5 protein-coding genes and 3 pseudogenes are annotated in these 19,536 nt (G+C 66.0%); 3 read left to right on the forward strand and 5 right to left on the reverse strand.

Translation table 11 applies throughout. The annotated features are described in order from the left end of the window. Positions 1 to 6 precede the first annotated feature (6 nt). Both W823_RS34290 and aroQ read right to left on the reverse strand, forming a co-directional pair. Positions 7 to 884: pseudogene (locus tag W823_RS34290) on the reverse strand (phosphatase PAP2 family protein). Positions 885 to 1,181: 297 nt separating this feature from the next. Continuing rightward, on the reverse strand, positions 1,182 to 1,667 hold the full coding sequence (gene aroQ / locus W823_RS34295; protein WP_023954832.1) for a type II 3-dehydroquinate dehydratase: 486 nt from the start codon (positions 1,665 to 1,667) through the stop codon (positions 1,182 to 1,184). A gap of 11 nt (positions 1,668 to 1,678) precedes the next feature. On the opposite strand from aroQ, the gene W823_RS34300 reads away from it, so the two are divergent. The 3 genes and pseudogenes from W823_RS34300 (at position 1,679) to W823_RS34310 (ending at position 11,781) form a co-directional block, all read left to right on the forward strand. Next, positions 1,679 to 5,059, forward strand: a complete 3,381-nt coding sequence (locus W823_RS34300; protein WP_081729613.1) for an arabinosyltransferase domain-containing protein — start codon at positions 1,679 to 1,681, stop codon at positions 5,057 to 5,059. Between the two features lie 91 nt (positions 5,060 to 5,150). Beyond that, a pseudogene (locus W823_RS34305) lies at positions 5,151 to 8,481 on the forward strand (arabinosyltransferase domain-containing protein). After that, a pseudogene (locus tag W823_RS34310) lies at positions 8,474 to 11,781 on the forward strand (arabinosyltransferase domain-containing protein). Before W823_RS34305 ends, W823_RS34310 begins: the two co-directional pseudogenes overlap by 8 nt. On the opposite strand, the gene W823_RS59470 reads toward W823_RS34310, so the two are convergent. The 3 genes from W823_RS59470 to pks13 form a co-directional block, all read right to left on the reverse strand. After that, positions 11,681 to 12,382: a leucine zipper domain-containing protein gene (locus tag W823_RS59470; RefSeq protein WP_152537976.1), complete on the reverse strand. Its 702-nt coding sequence runs from the start codon at positions 12,380 to 12,382 to the stop codon at positions 11,681 to 11,683. The pseudogene W823_RS34310 and the gene W823_RS59470 sit on opposite strands and share 101 nt — an antisense overlap. 234 nt (positions 12,383 to 12,616) lie before the next feature. Next, on the reverse strand, positions 12,617 to 14,167 hold the full coding sequence (locus tag W823_RS34320; RefSeq protein ID WP_023954839.1) for an acyl-CoA carboxylase subunit beta: 1,551 nt from the start codon (positions 14,165 to 14,167) through the stop codon (positions 12,617 to 12,619). A gap of 6 nt (positions 14,168 to 14,173) precedes the next feature. Beyond that, the gene (gene pks13 / locus W823_RS34325; protein WP_023954841.1) at positions 14,174 to 19,525 is read right to left on the reverse strand and encodes a polyketide synthase Pks13; all 5,352 of its coding nucleotides are present in this window, start codon (positions 19,523 to 19,525) and stop codon (positions 14,174 to 14,176) included. Positions 19,526 to 19,536: the final 11 nt, after the last annotated feature.

Consider the following 19,536-nt stretch of genomic DNA (forward strand, 5'->3'; position numbering starts at 1 on the left):
GGAAGCTCATCCGATCGACACCCCTGCGCTCTCCGGCCTGCGGGCCGCTCGGTTGCGCCACCATCGGGTCAACGTCGGCGCGTAGATGATCAGCGCCGCCACCGCCAGGAGCCAAACTCCCGCGATGACATCAAGAATGTAGTGGTTTCCCGAACCCATGACCACAAAATATGTGGTGAACGGTAGATGAGGCCGAGGATGCGCAGCCACTTCCACTTGGCCAGGAAGAACAGCGTCACACCGCACCAGGTGGCCCATGCGCAGTGCAGCGAAGGCATGGCGGCGAACTGGTTGGAGATGGCGTCGCTGCCGGGCGCACCCGACTCAGGCCACCAGCCCCATGAGGCGGTTTGCGCCATGACGTCGACAAATCCCTCGCCTTTGAGCAGGCGCGGCGGCGCGGTGGGCAGCCAGTAGAAACCGATCAGGGCCAAGCCTGTCGTCAGCACCAGCACGCCGCTGACCTGGCGGTAATACTGTTTGCGCCGGAACAGCAGCCAGATCAGCACCACGGGGGTGACGATGAAGTGCAGGGTGGCGTACTGGAGGGCAACCAGGTTGGCGAGCCACGTGGTGGTGTGCACCAGTTCGTTGAGTGGCCGCTCGAGGGCGAAGTTCCAGCTGTCTTCGATCCTCAGGATCTCGTCGGCGTTGCGGTAAGCCGCCGCGGCGACGTCGCCGACGCTGTTGCGGATGGCCGAGTAGATGGCGTACAGCGCGCCGAGCATGAGGATCTCGACCCACCATCGAGGGCGGGCGAGGTATCGATTGACGCGGGTGACGGCGGCACGGAAGCCGGTCTCCCGCAGTTCGGATTCGTAGGCATCGAACGCAGCCGAGTCGAGTTCCGGGGCGGTGGTCGATCGGGCATCACGGGTTGCCATAAATCAACTCCCGCATATAACCCTCCAACTACCTACTTCGAGCTCGTACCGCCTGACCCGAGTTTGCGGATCGAACGCGAAACTACCGCGTACAAGTCACAGGTCCGACACATCTCGTTACGATGGCTGACCGGAGAGGGCGCAATGGTTCTGCAGGATCATAACCGAGGAAGGGCTTCCAACCTTCCCACACGCGGCCCGTGAACGCTCTGAGCTGGCGAAAGTCAGAGCCATTTGCCCGTCGTTGGGCTTCTATTCAACAATTTACTGTGCTTCGAATGTGATGCTCGTCACAGATTACGTCCGATCGACACCCGTCGACGCCATCACCAGCTCGACGAGTCGGCGCACCGCGAACTCGTAACCGCGGATGCCGAACCCCGCTATGACACCTTCCGCGACGCCGGACACATAGGAACGGTGACGGAACTCTTCACGCGCGTGCACGTTGCTGACATGCACCTCGAAGATCGGCACCTCGGGGATGACCAGCGCGTCCCGCAGCGCCACCGAGGTATGCGTCCATCCGCCGGGATTGATGACGATTCCGCACGCGTGACCACGTGCCCCGTGGATCCACTCGAGCATCTCGCCCTCGTGGTTGGTCTGGCGCGCTTGCACGGTGAAACCAGATTCCGCAGCGGCCGAGGTGGCGATCGCCACCGCGTCCTCGAGGGTGTCGGCGCCGTAGACATCAGGCTGCCGGGTGCCGAGCGCGTTCAGGTTGGGCCCGTTCAGCAAGAGGATGGGCGCACGGTCACCGGATTCGCGGCTGTCGATCATGGGGCAACTGTATGGCTCGGCGCGGCACCGCAAGAGAATCCGACACGCCCAGGCGGTTACCATCTGCGTTTGTGCCTGCTGACGCCCCGACCGCGAAACCGACCCACGACCGGGCGCGGATCGCCAAGCTCGCTGCGATCGTCACCGGTCTGCTCGGCGTCTTCCTTGCCCTGGCCACGCCGCTGCTGCCCGTCAATCAGACCACCGCCGAGGTGAACTGGCCGCAGCAGGACAAATTGCAGTCGGTGCTGGCACCACTCGTCTCCTATGTGCCGATCGACCTCGACATCACGGTGCCGTGCAGCGCCGTCGACCAACTCAACGGGCCCGGCCAGACCGTGCTCGTCTCGACCACCCCGAAACAGGCCGAAAAGGCAGTTGCCCGAGGTCTTTTCATTCGCAAGTCCGGCCAGGCGACGGACGCACTGGATCGGCAGTCCGTCGAGGTGGTGGTCCGCAACACCCCCGTGGCCTTCGCGACGCTCGCGGACATCCGGTCGCAGGGTTGCGAGAGCATCAAGGTGACCGCGACCGCTGAATCGGTGAAGGCCGAGTTCGTCGGGATGACCGACGCCGAAGGTGAACCCCTCGTCGGGGAGACAACCGACGGCGACCAGCGCCCCCAGATGACCGGCATCTACACAGACCTGACCGGCGCTGCGACGTCGCTGCCCGGCCTGACGGCGCATGCCACCATCGACGATCGGTACAGCACCGCCCCCACCATCCTCAAGTGGCTTGCGATCGCGGTCGGAGTGCTCTGCACGTTGATCTCTCTGGGCGCATTGGCGGTGCTCGACTCCACCGATGGCCGTAAGCACCGCCGGTTCCTGCCCGCCCGATGGTGGACGTTCAACGCCCGCGACGGCGTGGTGATCGGCGCGCTTGTCATCTGGCACATCGTCGGCGCGAACACATCGGACGACGGATACATCCTGACGATGTCGCGGGTTGCCGAGCACGCCGGATACACCGCCAACTACTACCGCTGGTACGGCGCGCCGGAGGCCCCGTTCGGCTGGTACTACCAGGTGTTCGGATGGCTGGCGCACGTCACCACCGCCAGCCCGTGGATGCGTCTGCCCGCGCTGGTCTGCGGAATCCTGGTGTGGCTGATCCTGTCCCACGAGGTGCTCCCTCGCCTCGGCCGCGCGGCGACCACCAACCGGATCGTGCCATGGACCGCCGCCTTCGTGTTCCTCGCGTCGTGGTTCCCGTTCAACAACGGACTCCGACCCGAGCCGATCATCTGCCTGGGCGCGCTGCTCACGTGGTGCTCGGTGGAACGTGCGATCGCGACCGGAAGGATCCTTCCTGCGGCAGTGGCCTGCACGATCGGAGCATTCAGCCTCGCGGCCGGACCCACGGGCTTGATGGCGGTCGCGGCGTTGATCGCCGGTGCCCGCCCCATGGTGATGGCCCTGATCAAACGAGCCAAGGCCATCGGCGGGGACCTCAGGAGTTATCTGGCTATGGTGGCTCCGGTCGCCGCGGCCGGGGTGTTCGTGATGTTTGTCGTCTTCTCCGATCTGACCCTCGCCGCATTCACGCAGTCGACGAGCATGAAGACCGCGCTGGGTCCCTCACTGCACTGGTACAACGAGATCGACCGATACTCCGCGTTGTTCGAGTTCTCGGCCAATGGTTCGGTGTCCCGTCGGTTCGCGGTGCTGGCGATGCTCGTCGGGCTGGTGGTCTCCGGCGCGATGCTCATCCGCAAGAGCCGCATACCCGGTACAGCGCTCGGCCCGTCCCGCCGCATCGTCGGGATCACCTTCGCATCGCTCATTTTCCTCATGTTCACCCCGACAAAATGGACTCACCAATTCGGTGTGTTCGCCGGACTGGCGGCGGCACTGGCCGCCATCGCGGCCATCGCGGTGAGCGCCGAGGCCATGCACGCCCGGCGCAACCGGATGCTCTTCATCGCACTCGTGCTGTTCATCACCGGTCTGTCGTTCACCGCGCCGAACGCCTTCTTCTACTACTCGAACTGGGGCATGCCGTGGGGCGCGCTTCCCGTTCGTTTCGGGGTCGCTCTGGGCAGCGTCATGCTGTATCTCTGCGCGGCCGCGCTGCTCGTCGCTTTCTGGTTCCACTTCCGCGAGCCGTTCGATCGGCGCAAGGACGACGTCGCGGCCGGCTCACGGACGCAGGGCACCCGTCCTCGCCGGTGGTACAGCACACTCGCCGCGGCACCTCTGGCCGTCGCGGGCGCGTTCCTCGTGGTCTTCCAGATCGGCACCGGTGTTGCCTCGGGCGTGAAGCAGAGTGGATCGTTCTCCATTCCGTCGTCGAACGTCGATGCCCTGCGCGGGGACATCTGCGCGATGGCCGAGAAGGTCCTGGTGGAACCCGATCCCTCAGGCGACCTTCTCCAGCCGGTGGACGGCAACGTCGCACTAGGCCTGAACGGCTCGTCCGAACCGACCGAAGGGGCGCCTGCCAACGCGGGTTTCACCGCAAACGGTCTGCCGCTGACCCTGGACTCGACCGCAAGCGCGGGGAGCCTCGGCGTGCTCGGCGGCAATGTCGCCATCTCGCCGGATGTGCTCAACTCGAATGCGGGCGGGACCGGCGGCGGTGAAACCGATCAGGCCGGCGTCAACGGCAGTACGGCAAAGCTGCCGTTCGGGCTGGATCCGGCCGTCACACCCGTGCTCGGCAGCTATTCGCAGAACGACCAGTTCCCCTCGTACCTCACCTCGTCCTGGTATCGGCTTCCCGCACGGAACGCCGACACCCCGCTGATCACCATGGCGGTCGCCGGTCAGTTCGACATCGAGAACATCAAGATGGAGTACTCGACCGGGTCCGGCGACTCGAACCAGGACTTCCAGGTGGCGGGCGAGGTCGATCTGATCGACCCGGGTCCACGACCCTCCTGGCGGGACCTGCGCACCTATCGCAGTTCGTTCCCGAACGACACCACGGCGATCCGCATCGTCGCCAAGGACGAGAACCTCGCACAGGACAGCTTCATCGCACTGACGCCTCCCCGATCACCGCGTCTGCAGACATTGCAGACGATGGTCGGCAGCACCGATCCGGTCCAGCTCGACTGGACCAGCGGGCTCGCGTTCCCGTGCCAGCGGCCGTTCGACCATCGCGACGGGGTCGCTGAGATCCCGCAGTGGCGGATCGCTCCCGGTGCCGATCTGTCCGCCGCGGTCGGCGCGTGGCAGGACGCCTTCGGTGGTGGACCACTGGGATGGATCGAGGTGGCCCTGGACAAGACCACGGTGCCCTCCTATCTCGAGGGCGACATCGGTCGCGACTGGGGTTCGCTGGTCCGTTACGAGCCCTACGGTGAGCCGGCGGATCTGGCGGAACTGAAGCTGGGCGAGACCACTCGGTCCGGACTGTGGAGTCCTGCGCCCATCCGGTACTGACTGTGCCGTAGGTCACCGCAGCGGTCGCAGGACCGATCCCCCGCTCGGGGCAGGTTAGGGCTCTCAGGTCAGTGCAATACCATCGTTGCTCGTGCCTGTGTCCTCTCACATCCCCAGTGCGGGGACTGTCCGTTGGACCGCAATCGTGGCGGGACTGGTCGGGATCGTGCTGTGTGCGATCACCCCTCTGCTGCCGGTCGACAAATCCACCGCGAAGATCGATTGGCCCGCAGGTCAGCCGCTTTCCAGCGCGACCGCGTCGGTCACCGCACCGTTGATCGCGCAGACGCCGCAGACCCTCGATGCGACCATTCCGTGCTCCCTGATCGACAGCCTCGGAACCGACGGGGGCCTGGTGCTGGCGACGATGCCGCCGAGCGCCCAACAGTTCAATCAGAAGGCCCTGGTCGTCTCCGCCTCCGCGTCGTCGGTGTCGGTGATCTTCCGTAACGAGCTGGCTGCCACGCGCCCCGCGACGCCGTCGGATCGCCGCAGTGCCGCGATCTGCGGATCTGGTCGAACCCTGCAGGGGTGGGTGCACAGTTCGTCGGTCTCGGTCCGGTCGGCACCCTGGGCATCGACCAACGACCACAGTTCGACGGCGTCTTCACCGACATCCCCACCGACGACGTGAAAGCCGCCCAGGCGCAGGGACTTTCGGTCACCACAGTGGTCGATACGCGCTTCTCCTCGACGCCAACCCTCATCAAACAGCTCGCGCTGATCGTCGGGCTTGTCGCGATCGCCGTCTCACTGATCTGCCTCGGCCGGCTCGACTGGCTCGCCGGTTACCACCGGCGGATCGGCACCCCCGCCTGGGGCAAGGTGCTGCGACCGCGTGTCACCGACCTGGCCGTCACCGGTGTGCTGCTCATCTGGCACTTCCTCGGCGCCGGCTCACCCGACGACGGCTACATCCTCAACATGGGTCGCGCGTCCGAGGGCGCGGGGTACCTCGCCAACTACTACCGCTTCTATGGCATCGCGAGGCGCCGTTCGACTGGTACTACTCGTTCCTGGCCGTCTGGTCGGAGGTGTCGGCCTCGGGACTGTGGATGCGCATCCCGTCGCTGGCCGCCGGCCTCGGGTCGTGGTTCATCCTGTCGCGGGTGCTGTTACCCCGCCTCGGTGCCGGAGTCCGCCGCAGCGCCTGGGCGATCTGGGCGGCCGCGGCCGTCTTCACCGCGTTCTGGCTGCCGTTTGCCAGCGGTCTGCGCAGCGAATCGATCATCATCCTGGGGTCCCTGCTGACCTGGTGGGCCGTCGAGCACGCCATCGCGACCCGCCGATTGCTACCGGCTGCCCTGGCTGCGATGTGCGCGGGGCTCACTCTCGCCGTGGCGCCGCAGGGTGTCATCGCAGTCGCCGTACTGATCGTGGGCGCCCGGCCCATGCTGCGCGTGCTGATCGAACGCGGCCGCGATCCCGAACACGGTAACCGCGTGCGGGTGCTCAACCTCGCGGCAGTGATGGCACCGTCCATCGCGGCCGCCTCGCTGGTCGTGCTCGTGGTCTTCCGCGATCAGACCTTGGCATCGGTGTTCGATGCCGTGCGCACGCGCTACATCGTCGGACCGACCATCTCGTGGTGGCAGGAATATCTGCGGTACTACTTCATCACCGTCACCACGCCCGACGGCGCACTGACCCGTCGGGTGCCGCTGTTGCTGTTGCTGTCGTCGGTGTTCGTGACACTCGCGGTGATGTTGCGACGCAAGAAGATTCGTGCCGTCGATCCGGGGCCGGCCTGGCGACTGCTCGGCGCCACGCTGATCACGTTGCTGCTGATGATGTTCACACCCACCAAGTGGACCATCCACTACGGCGTGTTCGCCGGTTTCGCCGCTGCGCTGGCCGCCACGGCCACCATCGCCGTCGCCCAGTCGGCGGCACGGTCGGTGCGCAACCTGTCGGTCTTCGTCGCGGGACTGCTCTTCGCCCTCGCCGCGGCGATGGCCGGCGAGAACGCCTGGCCCTTCGCCTACAACTTCGGCATCTCGTGGTTCGACAAGGCACCGGTGCTCGCCGGTCGCGAAGTGTCCACCATCTTCCTGGTTCTCGCCGTGGTGGCCGGCGCCGTCGCGGTGTGGCAGCACCTGCGCCTCGACTACGTCGCCAACAAGGGGCTTGCCCACGGACCCGACGCGTCGGCCGCCGAGGCGCGGTCCGACCGCCGCCGCCTGTTCATCGCCTCCTCCCCTATCGCCCTGATCGCCGGCTTCATGGTGATCTGCATGCTGGCGGTGTTCGCCAAAGCCGCGCTGTCGCGGTATCCCGCCTACACGGTGCTCGGTGCGAACTTCGATGCTCTTCGCGGGAACAGCTGCGCAATGGCGGATGCGGTGCTGGTCGAAGAAGATCCGAACCGCGGCATGCTGACCCCTGCCGACGGAGTTTCGGCGTCCGACGCCCTCGCGGGCGAGGATGCGGTCGGTTTCACCCCGAACGGCGTTGCCGGCGACCTGACACCCGAGGCGGGCTCCGCCCGTCCCGGCCAGATGAACGTGTCGGCCAGCTTCAACAAACCCTTTGTGGTCTCGGGTGCCGGTGCCGGTATCACCGGCGGTACCGGACCGGAAACGGTCAACGGTTCCACCGTGGCGCTGCCGTTCGGGCTCGACCCGGCCACCACGCCGGTGCTCGGCAGCTACGGGTACGACTCGGGAGAGGCGTCACTGACCACCGGCTGGTACAACCTCCCCGCCCGTGACGCGTCGCCGCTACTCGTGTTCAGCGCCGCCGGACCGGTGTTCACGTTCAACGAGGAGGGTGTGGCGACCTTCGGGCAGCAGCTGAAGGTGCAGTTCGGTGTCCCGAACCCCGATGGGTCGTTCACCGACCTCGGCCCGCAGATCGTGCCCATCGACCCCGGGCCCGACAAGCCGAACCGGCCGTGGCGCAACCTACGCGTCCCGATGGCGCAGGTCCCCCGGGATGCCACCGCCATGCGGATCGTGGCCAAGGACAACAACGTCAACCCCAAGCAGTGGCTCGCGGTCACCCCACCCCGCGCACCGCAGCTCAAGACCCTGCAAGAAGTCGTCGGATCGGACTCCCCCACGCTGATCGACCTGAGCGCGGCGTCTCAGTTCCCTTGCCAGCAACCGTTTTCCATCACCGATGGAGTCGCCGACATCCCGCAGTGGCGAATCCTGCCCGACAGGGTGACCGCCGCCTCCCAATCCAAGACGTGGCAGGCCGCGGACGACGGTGGTGTGCTGGCCGTGCCCGAGGCGCTGGCGCGGGCGAACACCGTGGCGACCTACCTCGACGACGACTGGTATCGAGACTGGGGGTCGCTGGAGAAGTACACCCCGCTGGTGCCCGATGCTCCAGCAGCCGAGATCACCACGGGGACAGAGAAGAACTGGGGATGGTCACGCACCGGCTCACTGAGGGTGGTGCCGCAGGAAAATGAGTGAAAAGGCGAGCACCATCAACACAGAACCGCCCACCGGGAAGCGGAGCCTGAGCCGTTACGTCGGCCCTGGCTACCGCAACATCAAGATCGTGGCGGTCGTCTCCGGCCTCATCGGGTTCCTGCTCGCCTGCCTGAGCCCGCTGATGCCGGTGAATCAGACCACGGCGCAACTCAACTGGCCCCAGGACAACCAGGTGGTCAACGTGGCGGCGCCGCTGGTGTCGTTTGTCCCCACCGACATGCGGGTCTCCGTTCCCTGCTCCACCGCTGCCGAGCTCCCCGCCGACGGTGGGGTTCTGCTCTCGACGATCCCCGCCGGCGGGCAGGAGGCCACGTCCAAGGGCCTGTTCATCCGGGCCACGTCCGACAGCATCACGGTGACCGGCCGCGACGTGGTGTTGCTGACCGCGGATCGGGCTGTCGCGCAGGCGGATCCGAACTGCCGCATCACCGTCGAGGCCGACGGTGGAGGTTCTGCCGGGCGCATCGAGAACGGCGGCACCGAAGGCCAGTTGTCCTTCGACGTCCGCGATCCCAACCTCCGACCGCAGATCGTCGGCGTCTTCACCGAACTCCCCCAAGGCACCTCACCCGAGGGGTTGGAGTTCAGCGCGACCATCGACACCCGATTCGTCACCACCCCCACCAACCTGAAGTTCGCCGCCCTCGTCATCGGTGTGGCAATGACTGTGGTGTCGCTGATAGCGCTCGCGGTCCTCGACTCCCGGGACGGTCGCAGACATCGGCGCATCCTGCCCACCCACTGGTGGACCATCCGGTTCTCCGACGTCGTGGTGTTCGCGGTACTCGGTTTCTGGTGGCTGATGGGGTCGAACACCTCCGACGACGGCTACAACTTCACCGTCGGGCGCATCGCCGGAGAAGCCGGGTACGTCGACAACTACTACCGCTACTACGGAGTGCCCCAGGATCCATTCGGTTGGCACTACCAGGTGATCTCGGCGATGACCGAGGTCAGCCTGTCGGCGCCGTGGATGCGTCTGCCCGCGTTCTTGCTTGGCCTTCTCGGATGGTGGCTGATCTCGCGTGAGGTGATCCCGCGCCTCGGCCGGACGGTCCGTCACTCCACCCCAGCGCTGTGGTCGGCAGCGTTTGTGTTCCTGGCCATCTGGATGCCGTTCAACAACGGCCTGCGCCCCGAACCCGCACTCGCGATCGGCGCGCTGCTCACCTGGTGTTGCGTCGACCGCGCCATCGCCACCGGCCGGTTGCTGCCGCTGGCGATCGGTTCGGCTGTTGCCGCCTTCACCCTCGCGCTCGCACCAGGTGGCCTGATGGCCGTCGCACTGCTGCTCGCCGGAATCCGCCCGCTGCTGAGACGAGTTGTCGCACGCAGGCACCGCGACGGGCTGCTACCGCTGCTGATGCCCATCCTCGCCGCGGGAACATCGGTGCTGTACAACATCTTTGCCGATCAGACACTTTCGACGATCCTGACGTCGTCGCAGGTCGCCTCCGAGGTGGGGCCGACGCTCGAATGGTGGCAGGAACCGGTTCGGTACTACTACCTGATGCTGCCCACAGCCGACGGCACGTTGTCGAGGCGATTCGGCATCCTGATGGCGTTCCTTTGCCTGATGGTGGTGCTGCTCATGTTGCTGCGTCGTCGTCAGCCGATGGGCATCGCGAAGGGGCCCACCTGGCGCCTGGTCGCCGGCGTGTTCGGCTTCATGTTCTTCTTGGCCTTCACCCCCACCAAGTGGACCCACCACCTCGGTGTCTACGCCGGTATCGGTGCGGCGCTGGCCGCCGCGGCGGGTGCGATGATGGCGCCTGCTCTGTTGCGGCGCAGGCGTAATCGCACTTTCTTCGCTGCCGCGGTGCTGTACGTGGTCGCGTTGTCGTTCGCCGGCACCAACGGCTGGTGGTTCGTGGCGAGCTACGGCATCCCCTGGTGGGACCAGCCGCCTGCCATCGGCGGGATCCGGGTCACCTGGATCGTCCTGGTGATCGCTGTCGCCACCACGCTTGTCGGCCTCTACCAGCACTTCCGGGACGACTACGTGGACGCCGAACAGCGGGCGCCGGGTCGAAAGCACTACACAGACTGGCCTTTTCACCCATGCCGGTGCTGGCCGGCCTGGTGGTGCTGTTCATGCTGCTCTCGTTTGTCAAGGCTGCGTACGAGCAGCGGGACAGCTGGTCGTGGCTGAACTCGAACGTCGACGCACTGAAGGGCAACATCTGCGCCCTCGCCAATGACGTTCTGGTGGAACCGGATCCGAATCGCGGACTGCTGGCACCGGCAACGGTGGCCGGGCAGGCCGATCTGTCGCCCGGCGACGCATTGGCCGGCACGGGCATGGCGGGATTCACCCCCAACGGTGTGCCGAACGATCTGTCGGTGGATGCCACCGAGACCAGCGACACCACCACGGCGCAGAACACCGCCCAGACCGGGGCCGGGTCGGGCGACACGACAGAGGCGGACGAGGCCGGTACCGGTGGCGGACAGGGCGCGCTCGGCGTCAACGGGTCCACCGTGCGGTTGCCGTTCGGACTCGACCCTGCCGAGACCCCCGTCCTGGGTAGCTACGGCTCGCAGAACGCGTCGCTCACGTCGGCCTGGTACCAGATGCCGCAGCGACAGGCCGATGCGCCGTTGCTGACCCTGTCGGCTGCCGGCCGTATCGCCGCGGTGGACGGGGAGGGCATCGCCCAGCCCGGACAGCAGCTGGTGGTCGAGTTCGGCAGGCCCGGACCGGGTAACACGGTCATCCCGATGGGACAGATGAGCCCGATCGACATCGGCGATCCACCCATCTGGCGCAACCTCCGCTTCCCGCTCTCCGACGCCCCCGCGGGTGCCTCGGTGGTCCGGGTGATGGCCAAGGACAACGCCGGCGCACCGGATCAGTGGCTTGCGGTCACACCGCCGCGCATCACCACGATGCGCACGCTCAACGACCTGGTGGGCAAGGACGATCCGGTCTTGATCGACTGGCTGCCGGCGCTGGTGTTCCCGTGCCAGAAACCGATGGCGGTGAAGTACGGCGTCGTCCAGGTTCCGCAGTGGCGCATCCTCCCCGACGCACAGGCAACTCGGCAGAACAGCCAGACGTGGATGTCCGCCGATGCCGGTGGTCCGTTGGGAGTCACCCAATCGATGTTGCGCGCGACCATCATTCCGTCTTATCTGCGGAACGACTGGGGCCGCGACTGGGGTTCGCTGCAGCAGTTCAGCGAGATCGCACCGGCGAAGCCCGCCGAACTGACGATCGGATCGAGCACGCACTCGGGTCTGTGGTCGCCTGCGCCGATGCGAGCGGCCCGGTACTGAGTCTCGGTTCCCGCCTGTTTCCTCCGACTTCGGTCACATCCTCCGACTGCAACCGGAGGAACAGGCACGAGTCGGAGGAACTGGCAAGCAGGCGTCCACCAAAGCCCGGACCCCGCCGATTCCCTCCGACTCCGGTCACACCCTCCGACTGCAACCGGAGGAACAGGCACGAGTCGGAGGGACTGGCGAGTCGGCGGAAGTGACTGCAGCGGGAGGATCTGCGGCGTCGCGGGGCGGCTGTGTGCGACGGTAGGAGGATGGGAACGGTCCGGTCCACGCCAGCTGTACTACGCCTGTGGCGCACAACGTGGTTGCGTGCCGCCGTCATCGGTCTGGGCTTCGGGTTCGTCGCGGTCCTCGGCTGGTATTTCATCACTCCCGGGATCACGGAGTCGTCGACCAAGGTGCACGTGCCGTCCGGCCGCGACCTCGCCCTCCACGTGCCGGGCTGGGTCTGGCTTATCCCGGCCGCCTTCGCGATCTGCGCGGGTCTGCTCGGCTGGGCCACCGAGCGCTTCACCGCGAGGCTCGGTCCGAGCGCCCGAAGTGAGGCGCTCAGTCTGACGACGGTCGCGGGCTGCACGCTCGGTGGCGCGGCCATCCTGGCGACGATACGGCTGGTCCCCCACAAGGCCGTACTCGTCTCGGGAGACGGTCAGCTGCCCGACATCGGCTTCGGGTGGGCGTACGCGTTCCCCGTGGCCGGGTTTGCCATCGGCGTGATGCTCGCGGGTGGCATCCGGCATCCCGACGACGACAGCTGAAACCCCCACACCCTCCGACTACAGCCACATCCTCCCGTTGCAACCGGAGGATGTCACCACACGCGGAGGATCTAGATCGGCATCAGGAAGTGCTTACGCGGCGACCGCAGGATGTGCTTGTCCTTCAGCTGCGCCAACGCTTTTCGCAGCTGCAACCTAGTACTCGACGGATCGATCACGGCGTCGATGTAGCCCCGCTCGGCGGCGAGGTACGGGGTCGCCATCATGGTGTTGTAAAAGTCGACGAAGTCCTTCCGGATCTTCGAAGCCTCCTCCGGCGTCGCATTCTCGGTCTGCCGCCGGGTCAGGATGGTGGCCGCGGACTCCGCACCCATCACCGCGATCTTGGCTGTGGGCCACGCGAAGTTGATGTCGGCACCGAGCTGCTTGCAACCCATCACCGCGTAGGCGCCGCCATAGGCCTTGCGCAGCACCACGGTGATCTTCGGGACGTCGGCCTCCACGTAGGCGAACAGGAACTTGCCCGAACGCCGGATGGTGCCCTTCTTCTCCTCTTCGACGCCAGGGAGGATGCCCGGGGTGTCGACCAGGAAGATCAGGGGGATGTTGTACGCGTTGCAGATTCGGACGAACCGAGTTGCCTTCTCCGACGAGTCCGTGTCGAGCACGCCGGCCATCACGTTCGGCTGATTGGCCACCACACCCACCGAGATACCGTCCACCCGCGCGTAACCGGTGATGATGTTGGGTGCGAACAACTCGGCGACCTCATGGAACGCACCATCGTCGAACACGCGCAGGATGATGTCGCGCATGTCGTAGCCGGTGTTGTCGTTGTTCGGCATGAAGGTGTCGAGTGAGAGGTCGCTCGGGGTGATCTCCGGTTCCAGCCCGGGATTGATCACCGGTGCCTTCTCGTGGCACGAGGACGGCATGTACTCGAGATAGTCACGCACCCATTCGAATGCGCTCTTCTCGTCATCGGCCAGGTGGTGGATGTTGCCCCACTTGGACTGGTTGTACGAGCCACCGAGTTCTTCGGCCGTGACGTCTTCACCGTTCACCTCACGGAGTATGTCCGGCCCGGTGACGAACATGTAGCTCTCGTCCTTGACGCCGACGAGGATGTCGGTGTTCGCGGGGGTGTACACTGCGCCCCCCGCACACTTGCCGAGGATGATCGAGACCTGCGGCGCCAGCCCCGACAACAGGTCGTTGCGACGGCCCATCTCCGCGTACCAGGCCAACGATGTGACCGCATCCTGGATACGGGCGCCTGCGGAGTCGTTGATGCCGACCATGGGGCAGCCGATCTTGCCCGCCCACTCCATGATGGCCGAGACCTTGCGACCGAACATCTCACCGACCGTTCCGCCGAACACCGTCTGGTCATGCGAGAAAGCCGCGACCGGACGGCCGTTGACCAGGCCGTGCCCGGTCACCACACCATCGCCGTAGCCGCTGTCCGCGGCGCCGGGCATCTTGGCGAGTCGGCCGAACTCGACAAATGTGCCGGGGTCGAACAACATGTCCAGTCGTTCACGAGGCGAGGCGATGCCTTTGGCAGCCCTCTTCGCGACCGCCCGCTCGCCGCCGGGTTCTTTTGCCGCCTCGAGCTTCTCGCGAAGTTCTTTGAGCTTGCCGGCGGTGGTGTCAGTCAATCTGGGTCACTTTCTTGCGAGCTCTTCCAACCGTGCGGTCAGATCGGCACCGATTTTTCCGATGTAGGGTTCGTCGATGATCGCCAGGTGATCGCCTCCGACATGGATGATCTCGAGATCGTCGACCACCTCTCCCCATCTTCCGTCTTCATCGATCTTTGCCCACTGCGGTTCGAGTTCGATTGCGCCATCATGCATCTTGTCGGCCCGGTAGAGGACCACCTTGCCGTCGAAGCGCGTCGGTTCCACCGTCGACAACGCGCGGTTGTCGAGGAAGCTGGTGCGCTGATGTTCGATGATGCCACCAGGGATCTTGGCGTCACTCATCGCCAGCATCTCCATGATGATCTTGAACTGGCCGTCGTCGTCGGCTTCCACCAGGCGGTCCATCGGGATCGGAACATCGTCGAGGCCGTAGGTGCGCTTGGCGAAGTCGAGGTACCGCTCGAGGCGGGCCCGCTTGGTCTCCGGAGTGTCCTCGACCGGTTCGGCCGGGCGCACCACATCGATCAGGCCGACAAACGAGACCTCTTCGCCCGCTTCGACGAGTACCTGCGCGCATCCGTATGCCAGGGCGCCGCCGAGAGACCAGCCGACCAGCACGTACGGGCCGTTTGGTTGGATCTCGCGCAGCTTCGGGTAGTACTGGCGGACCCGTTCTTCGATGGTCCCCTCGACGCGGTCGAATCCGATGACCGGGACGTCCTCGGGCAGTCGCTTGAGCAGCGGCTCGTACGCGGCGGTGGAGCCACCGGCCGGGTGGAACACCAGCACCGGTGTGCGGTCTGAGTTCTCGGGGGTCCGGAGGTAGCGGACGAAGCCGTCCACCAGCCCACCCTCGAGATGCTCACGAACGTAGTTCGACATCGTCTCGATGTTGTCGGCGTCGATGACGTCCTCGATGTCGAGCTCGCCGCCCGCACGTTCGGACAACCGGGCCGTCAACTTCTCCGCGGTCTCGTCGTCGAGCACCGGGAGGGGGTTGAAGATGCCGCCGGCAGACTTTCCGGTCACCACGGCCCACACGCCGAAGGTGAGACGCTCGGCGGCATCTCGCGGTGGGACGTCCGCACCGGCCGCAGCGGCGACCGCGGCCGCGTTCTGCAGGTTGGCCTTCGGCTTGTCGGCCTGGGCTTGTGCCGGTGCCGGCGAAGCCGGGGCCTGCGCCGAATCCGCTTCGGCGACAGCCTCTTCGGGTGCGGAGGTTTCGAGAGGCGCTTCGGACTGGGGCTCGACGGGCTGGGGCGCGACGGGCTGGGTCTCGACGGGCTTGGTTCCCTCAGAGTTGATCAGTTCGGCCAATGCGGCGGTGTCCAGTTCACCCTTGCCCGCTGCATCGGCGGCCAGCGCCTCCACCTCGTCGCGGTGCTCCACGGCATAGGTGACGAACTTGACCACGTCTTGCAGGTTGGCGTCGCGCATCGCCTGCAGCTGCAGCTGCGGGATGTCGAACTCCCACTCCGCACGGTTCTTGATGCGCATGGCCATCAACGAATCCAGACCCAGCTCGATCAGCGGGATCTCACGAGGCAGATCCTCGGCCTCGTAACCCATCGACTCTGCGACGATCTGTGCCAACCGGTCGTCGATGGTCTCGCCGGAGGTCGGATCCCACCGGGCGCCGATCTCATCGCTGATCTCCGGTTCGGTCACCAGCGTGTTGTCGACGAACCCGGACTGCTCGGCCGTCACAGGCGCGGTGGCGGGGGCCGTCTGGACGGCGGCCGGAGCCGGTCCACCGGAGACCACCACGGCGTCGAGCAGCAGTCGGAACGAAGTGCCCTCGGCGGCATGCACTTGCAGAGCGCCGCCGCCCGGGTGAGGTGCCAAAGTGGTGGTCAGCGTCGACGCGCCCACCGGCTCACCGTGCGGGAGCACCGCCGTCACCTGTACATCGGAAAGCACTTGCGAAGCGGCAACTCTGACGAGTTCGGTAAGGTCGGATGCCGCCGATGCGGACACCTGCCAGACGTGGCGACCGTCGGGAAGGGCCACGTGCGATCCCGGGATCCTGGAATCGCCCGACCCGGCCGAGATGTTCGCGGTCAGCCAGTACGGCTTGCGTTCGAACCGGGTCCGCGGGATCTCGGCGAAATCGCCCTTACCGAACAACGATCCAACGTCGACGGCATGACCGTGCACATAGAGCTTCATCAGCGCGTTGATCACGCCGTGGCTCTCGTCTTCCTTGCGGCGCAACGTCTCGATCAGTTCGGCGTTGTGGATGCCGACAGAGAAGGTCACGGCAGCAACGGAAATCAATACCGCGGGGTTCGGCGACAGTTCTAGGAACGTGGTGTGCCCGTTCTCGACGGCCTTGGCAACGGCCTGCGAGAACCACACGCTGTGCCGCAGGCCCTTGGTCCAGTACTCCACGGCGTGCACCGGCTCGCTGCCCGGCCGGTAGAAGGTCTCGCGGTCGACCGAGCTGTAGAACCCGATCTTCGGCGACAGCGGCTCGATGCCGGTGAGCTCGTAGGCGAGTTCACCCAGCAACGGGTCGGTCTGGGACGTGTGGCTGGCACCCTTCGTGGCAAGTTTGCGCCCGAGTTTGCCCTCGCTCTCGGCCCGCGCCACGATGGCATCGACCTGCGGTTCAGGACCGCCGATGACGGTGTGGGTGGGTGCTGCGTACACGCAGATCTCGAGATCGGGGTAGTCGGCGAGCACACCGGTGATGTCGTCGGCGCTGTACTCCACCAGAGCCATCAGCCGGATGTCGTCGCCGGTCAGCTGCGCCTCGGCCTCGCCCATCAGCCGCGACCGCTGGCAGATGACCCGGACGGCGTCCTCGAGGGACAGCCCACCGGTGATGTAGGCGCCTGCCGCCTCCCCCATCGAATGTCCGACAACCACACCGGCATCCGCACCATGGTGGCGGAGCAACTCGGCCAGGCCGATCTGAATGGTGAAGATCCCGATCTGCGACGTCTCGATCTCGTAGGCCACCGAATCGTCGAGGAACTGCTCGACGATCGAGTAGCCGAGCTCCTCGACGATCAGCTTGTCGACCTTGTCCACCGCCGCCGCGAACACCGGATTCTCGGTGTAGAGCTGCTTGCCCATCTTGCGGTGCTGCGAACCGAACCCGGACAACAGCCACACGGGCGACGCCGAATCCGGTGAGTCACAGGTGAAAACCAGCGGGCTGTTCTTGTTGTCAGCGACCGCCCGCATGCCCTTGAGCGCGTCCTCGTGCGTGCGGGCCATCACCACCGACCGGGTACGCCCATGGTTGCGGTGAGCCAGCGACCGCCCGATGTCAACGAGCGGCGTATTCTTCGCAACGTCGGTCTCGAGCCAGTCGGCGAGGTCGGCGGCGGTCTTGCGACGACGCGACGGAAGGAACCCCGAGACCACCAGCGGGACAACCGAACCCTCGGCCCGGCACGGCGCGAATCCTGCTGCCGGGTCCTCCTCGGCCTGCAACTCTTCGGTTTTCGCCGGTGTGGCCGCGAGCTGGCCCAACGCGGCGCGTTCGGCCTCGGTGAGGAACTCGTCGAGGTCGTCGTCCTCGTCGAGGAAGTCGGCGACCGTGGCCTGGGCGGCAACCGGCTCGTCGATGATCTCTGCGGCGGGTTCCCTCAGATCTTCTGGCGTCACCTCTCGGACCACCACGTGGGCGTTGGTGCCGCCGAACCCGAATCCGGAGACACCCGCGATGGCGCGGCCGGAGTACCTGGGCCAATCAGCCGGCTCGGTGACAACACTGAGCCGCAGCGCGTCGAACTGGATGTACGGGTTAGGGCCGGCGTAATGCAGCGACGGCGGGAGCTTGTCCTCTTGGAGGGCAAGGATCAGCTTGATCAGGCCTGCGGAACCTGCACCGGCTTCGAGATGGCCGAAGTTGGTTTTCGCCGAGCCGAGCAGCGTCGGCTTGGCCGCATCGCGCCCCTTGCCGAGCACACGACCGAGTGCGTCCGCCTCGATGGGATCGCCGAGAATGGTTCCCGTGCCGTGCGCCTCGATGTAGTCGACGTCGCGCGGATTGATGGCAGCGTCGATGTAGGCGTTGCGCAGCACCTGAACCTGAGCTTCGGGATTCGGGGCTGGCAGTCCGTTGGAGCGCCCGTCGGAGTTGACAGCCGATCCGGCGACCACCGCGAGCACGTTGTCACCGTCGCGGCGGGCATCGGAAAGTCGTTTCAGCACAACGAGTCCGCCACCCTCGGCACGGATCATGCCGTCGGCGTCGGACGAGAACGCCTTGATGTAACCGTCTTTGGACTGCACACCCACGGAGTCGAACCCCAGCGTCGCGGCCGGGGTGATCAGCATGTTGACACCGCCTGCGAGAGCGACATCGGACTCGCCGCTACGCAGGCTGCGCACTGCCTGGTGCACCGCGACCAGCGACGAGGAGCATGCGGTGTCGAGTGCGATGGACGGCCCGCGGAAATCGAAATAGTACGAAACCCGTCCCGCCACAATGGAAGTAGAGGTACCCGTCAGGGCATACGCGGCGGTTTCGCCGGCGCCTTCGGGATCGGAGACCGCCAGCATCTGGTAGTCGTTGGTGGAACTGCCGATGAACACACCGACCTGGCCGCCCTTGAGGTCACTGGCCGGGATGTGCGCGTGTTCTAGTGCCTCCCAGGTCAATTCGAGTGCGAGGCGTTGCTGCGGGTCCACCATCTCGACCTCGCGCGGCGACATCTGGAAGAAGTCGGCGTCGAAGCCCTTTACGTCGTCGAGGTAGCCGCCCTTGAGGTTGGCCTCGTCGAGCACCTTGGCGATCCGCGGATCCGACTTGAACTCGGTCCAGCGGTCCTCGGGCAGGTCACTGATGCCGTCGCCGCCGTTGATCAGCAGGTCCCAGGTGGATTCCGGGGTGTGGCCCGCTTTCGGGAAACGTGTTGCCACACCGACGATCGCGATGTCGTCGTTCGGGCCTCGCGTGCGGTTGTACAGATCGTCGTCGTCATCGTCCTCGCGGCCCGCATCCGGGTCGCCCTCGATGATGCGCTTGGCCAGCGACGCGATCGTCGGGTGCTGGTACGCGACGGTGGCGGTGAGGATGATGCCGGTCTTGTCCTCGATGTCGCCCGACAACGCAACCGCGTCACGCGAGGACAAGCCGAACTCTTCCATCGGCCGATCGTCGGAGACCTGGTCGACCGGCAGTCCGGTCGTGTCGGAGACCCACTGCCGCAGCCACTCCCGTAGCTCCGAGACCGTCAGGTCACCGGCCTTCTCGTCGTTCTGCCGTTCTTCGCCTGAATCGGTCGACGAACCAACTGGCGACACATCCAACTCACCGTCACCGGCGCCACTACTGTCACCCGGACCAAAACTCGACCCCGGCAACTTGTCCTCGGAGTTCAGGGGCTCATTCGTCGAACTGTTCAGTTCAGGCATCGGGTAGTCCA

It is taken from the genome of Williamsia sp. D3 (genome assembly GCF_000506245.1).
Taxonomy (GTDB): Bacteria; Actinomycetota; Actinomycetes; order Mycobacteriales; family Mycobacteriaceae; genus Williamsia; species Williamsia muralis.

Coding starts and splice junctions, on each gene's coding strand:
- W823_RS34300 (WP_081729613.1), top strand. CDS start 1,679: ATGGCTCGGCGCGGCACCGCAAGAGAATCCGACACGCCCAGGCGGTTA.
- aroQ (WP_023954832.1), bottom strand. CDS start 1,667: ATGATCGACAGCCGCGAATCCGGTGACCGTGCGCCCATCCTCTTGCTG.
- pks13 (WP_023954841.1), bottom strand. CDS start 19,525: ATGCCTGAACTGAACAGTTCGACGAATGAGCCCCTGAACTCCGAGGAC.
- W823_RS59470 (WP_152537976.1), bottom strand. CDS start 12,382: ATGGCCGCGCCACCGAGCGTGCAGCCCGCGACCGTCGTCAGACTGAGC.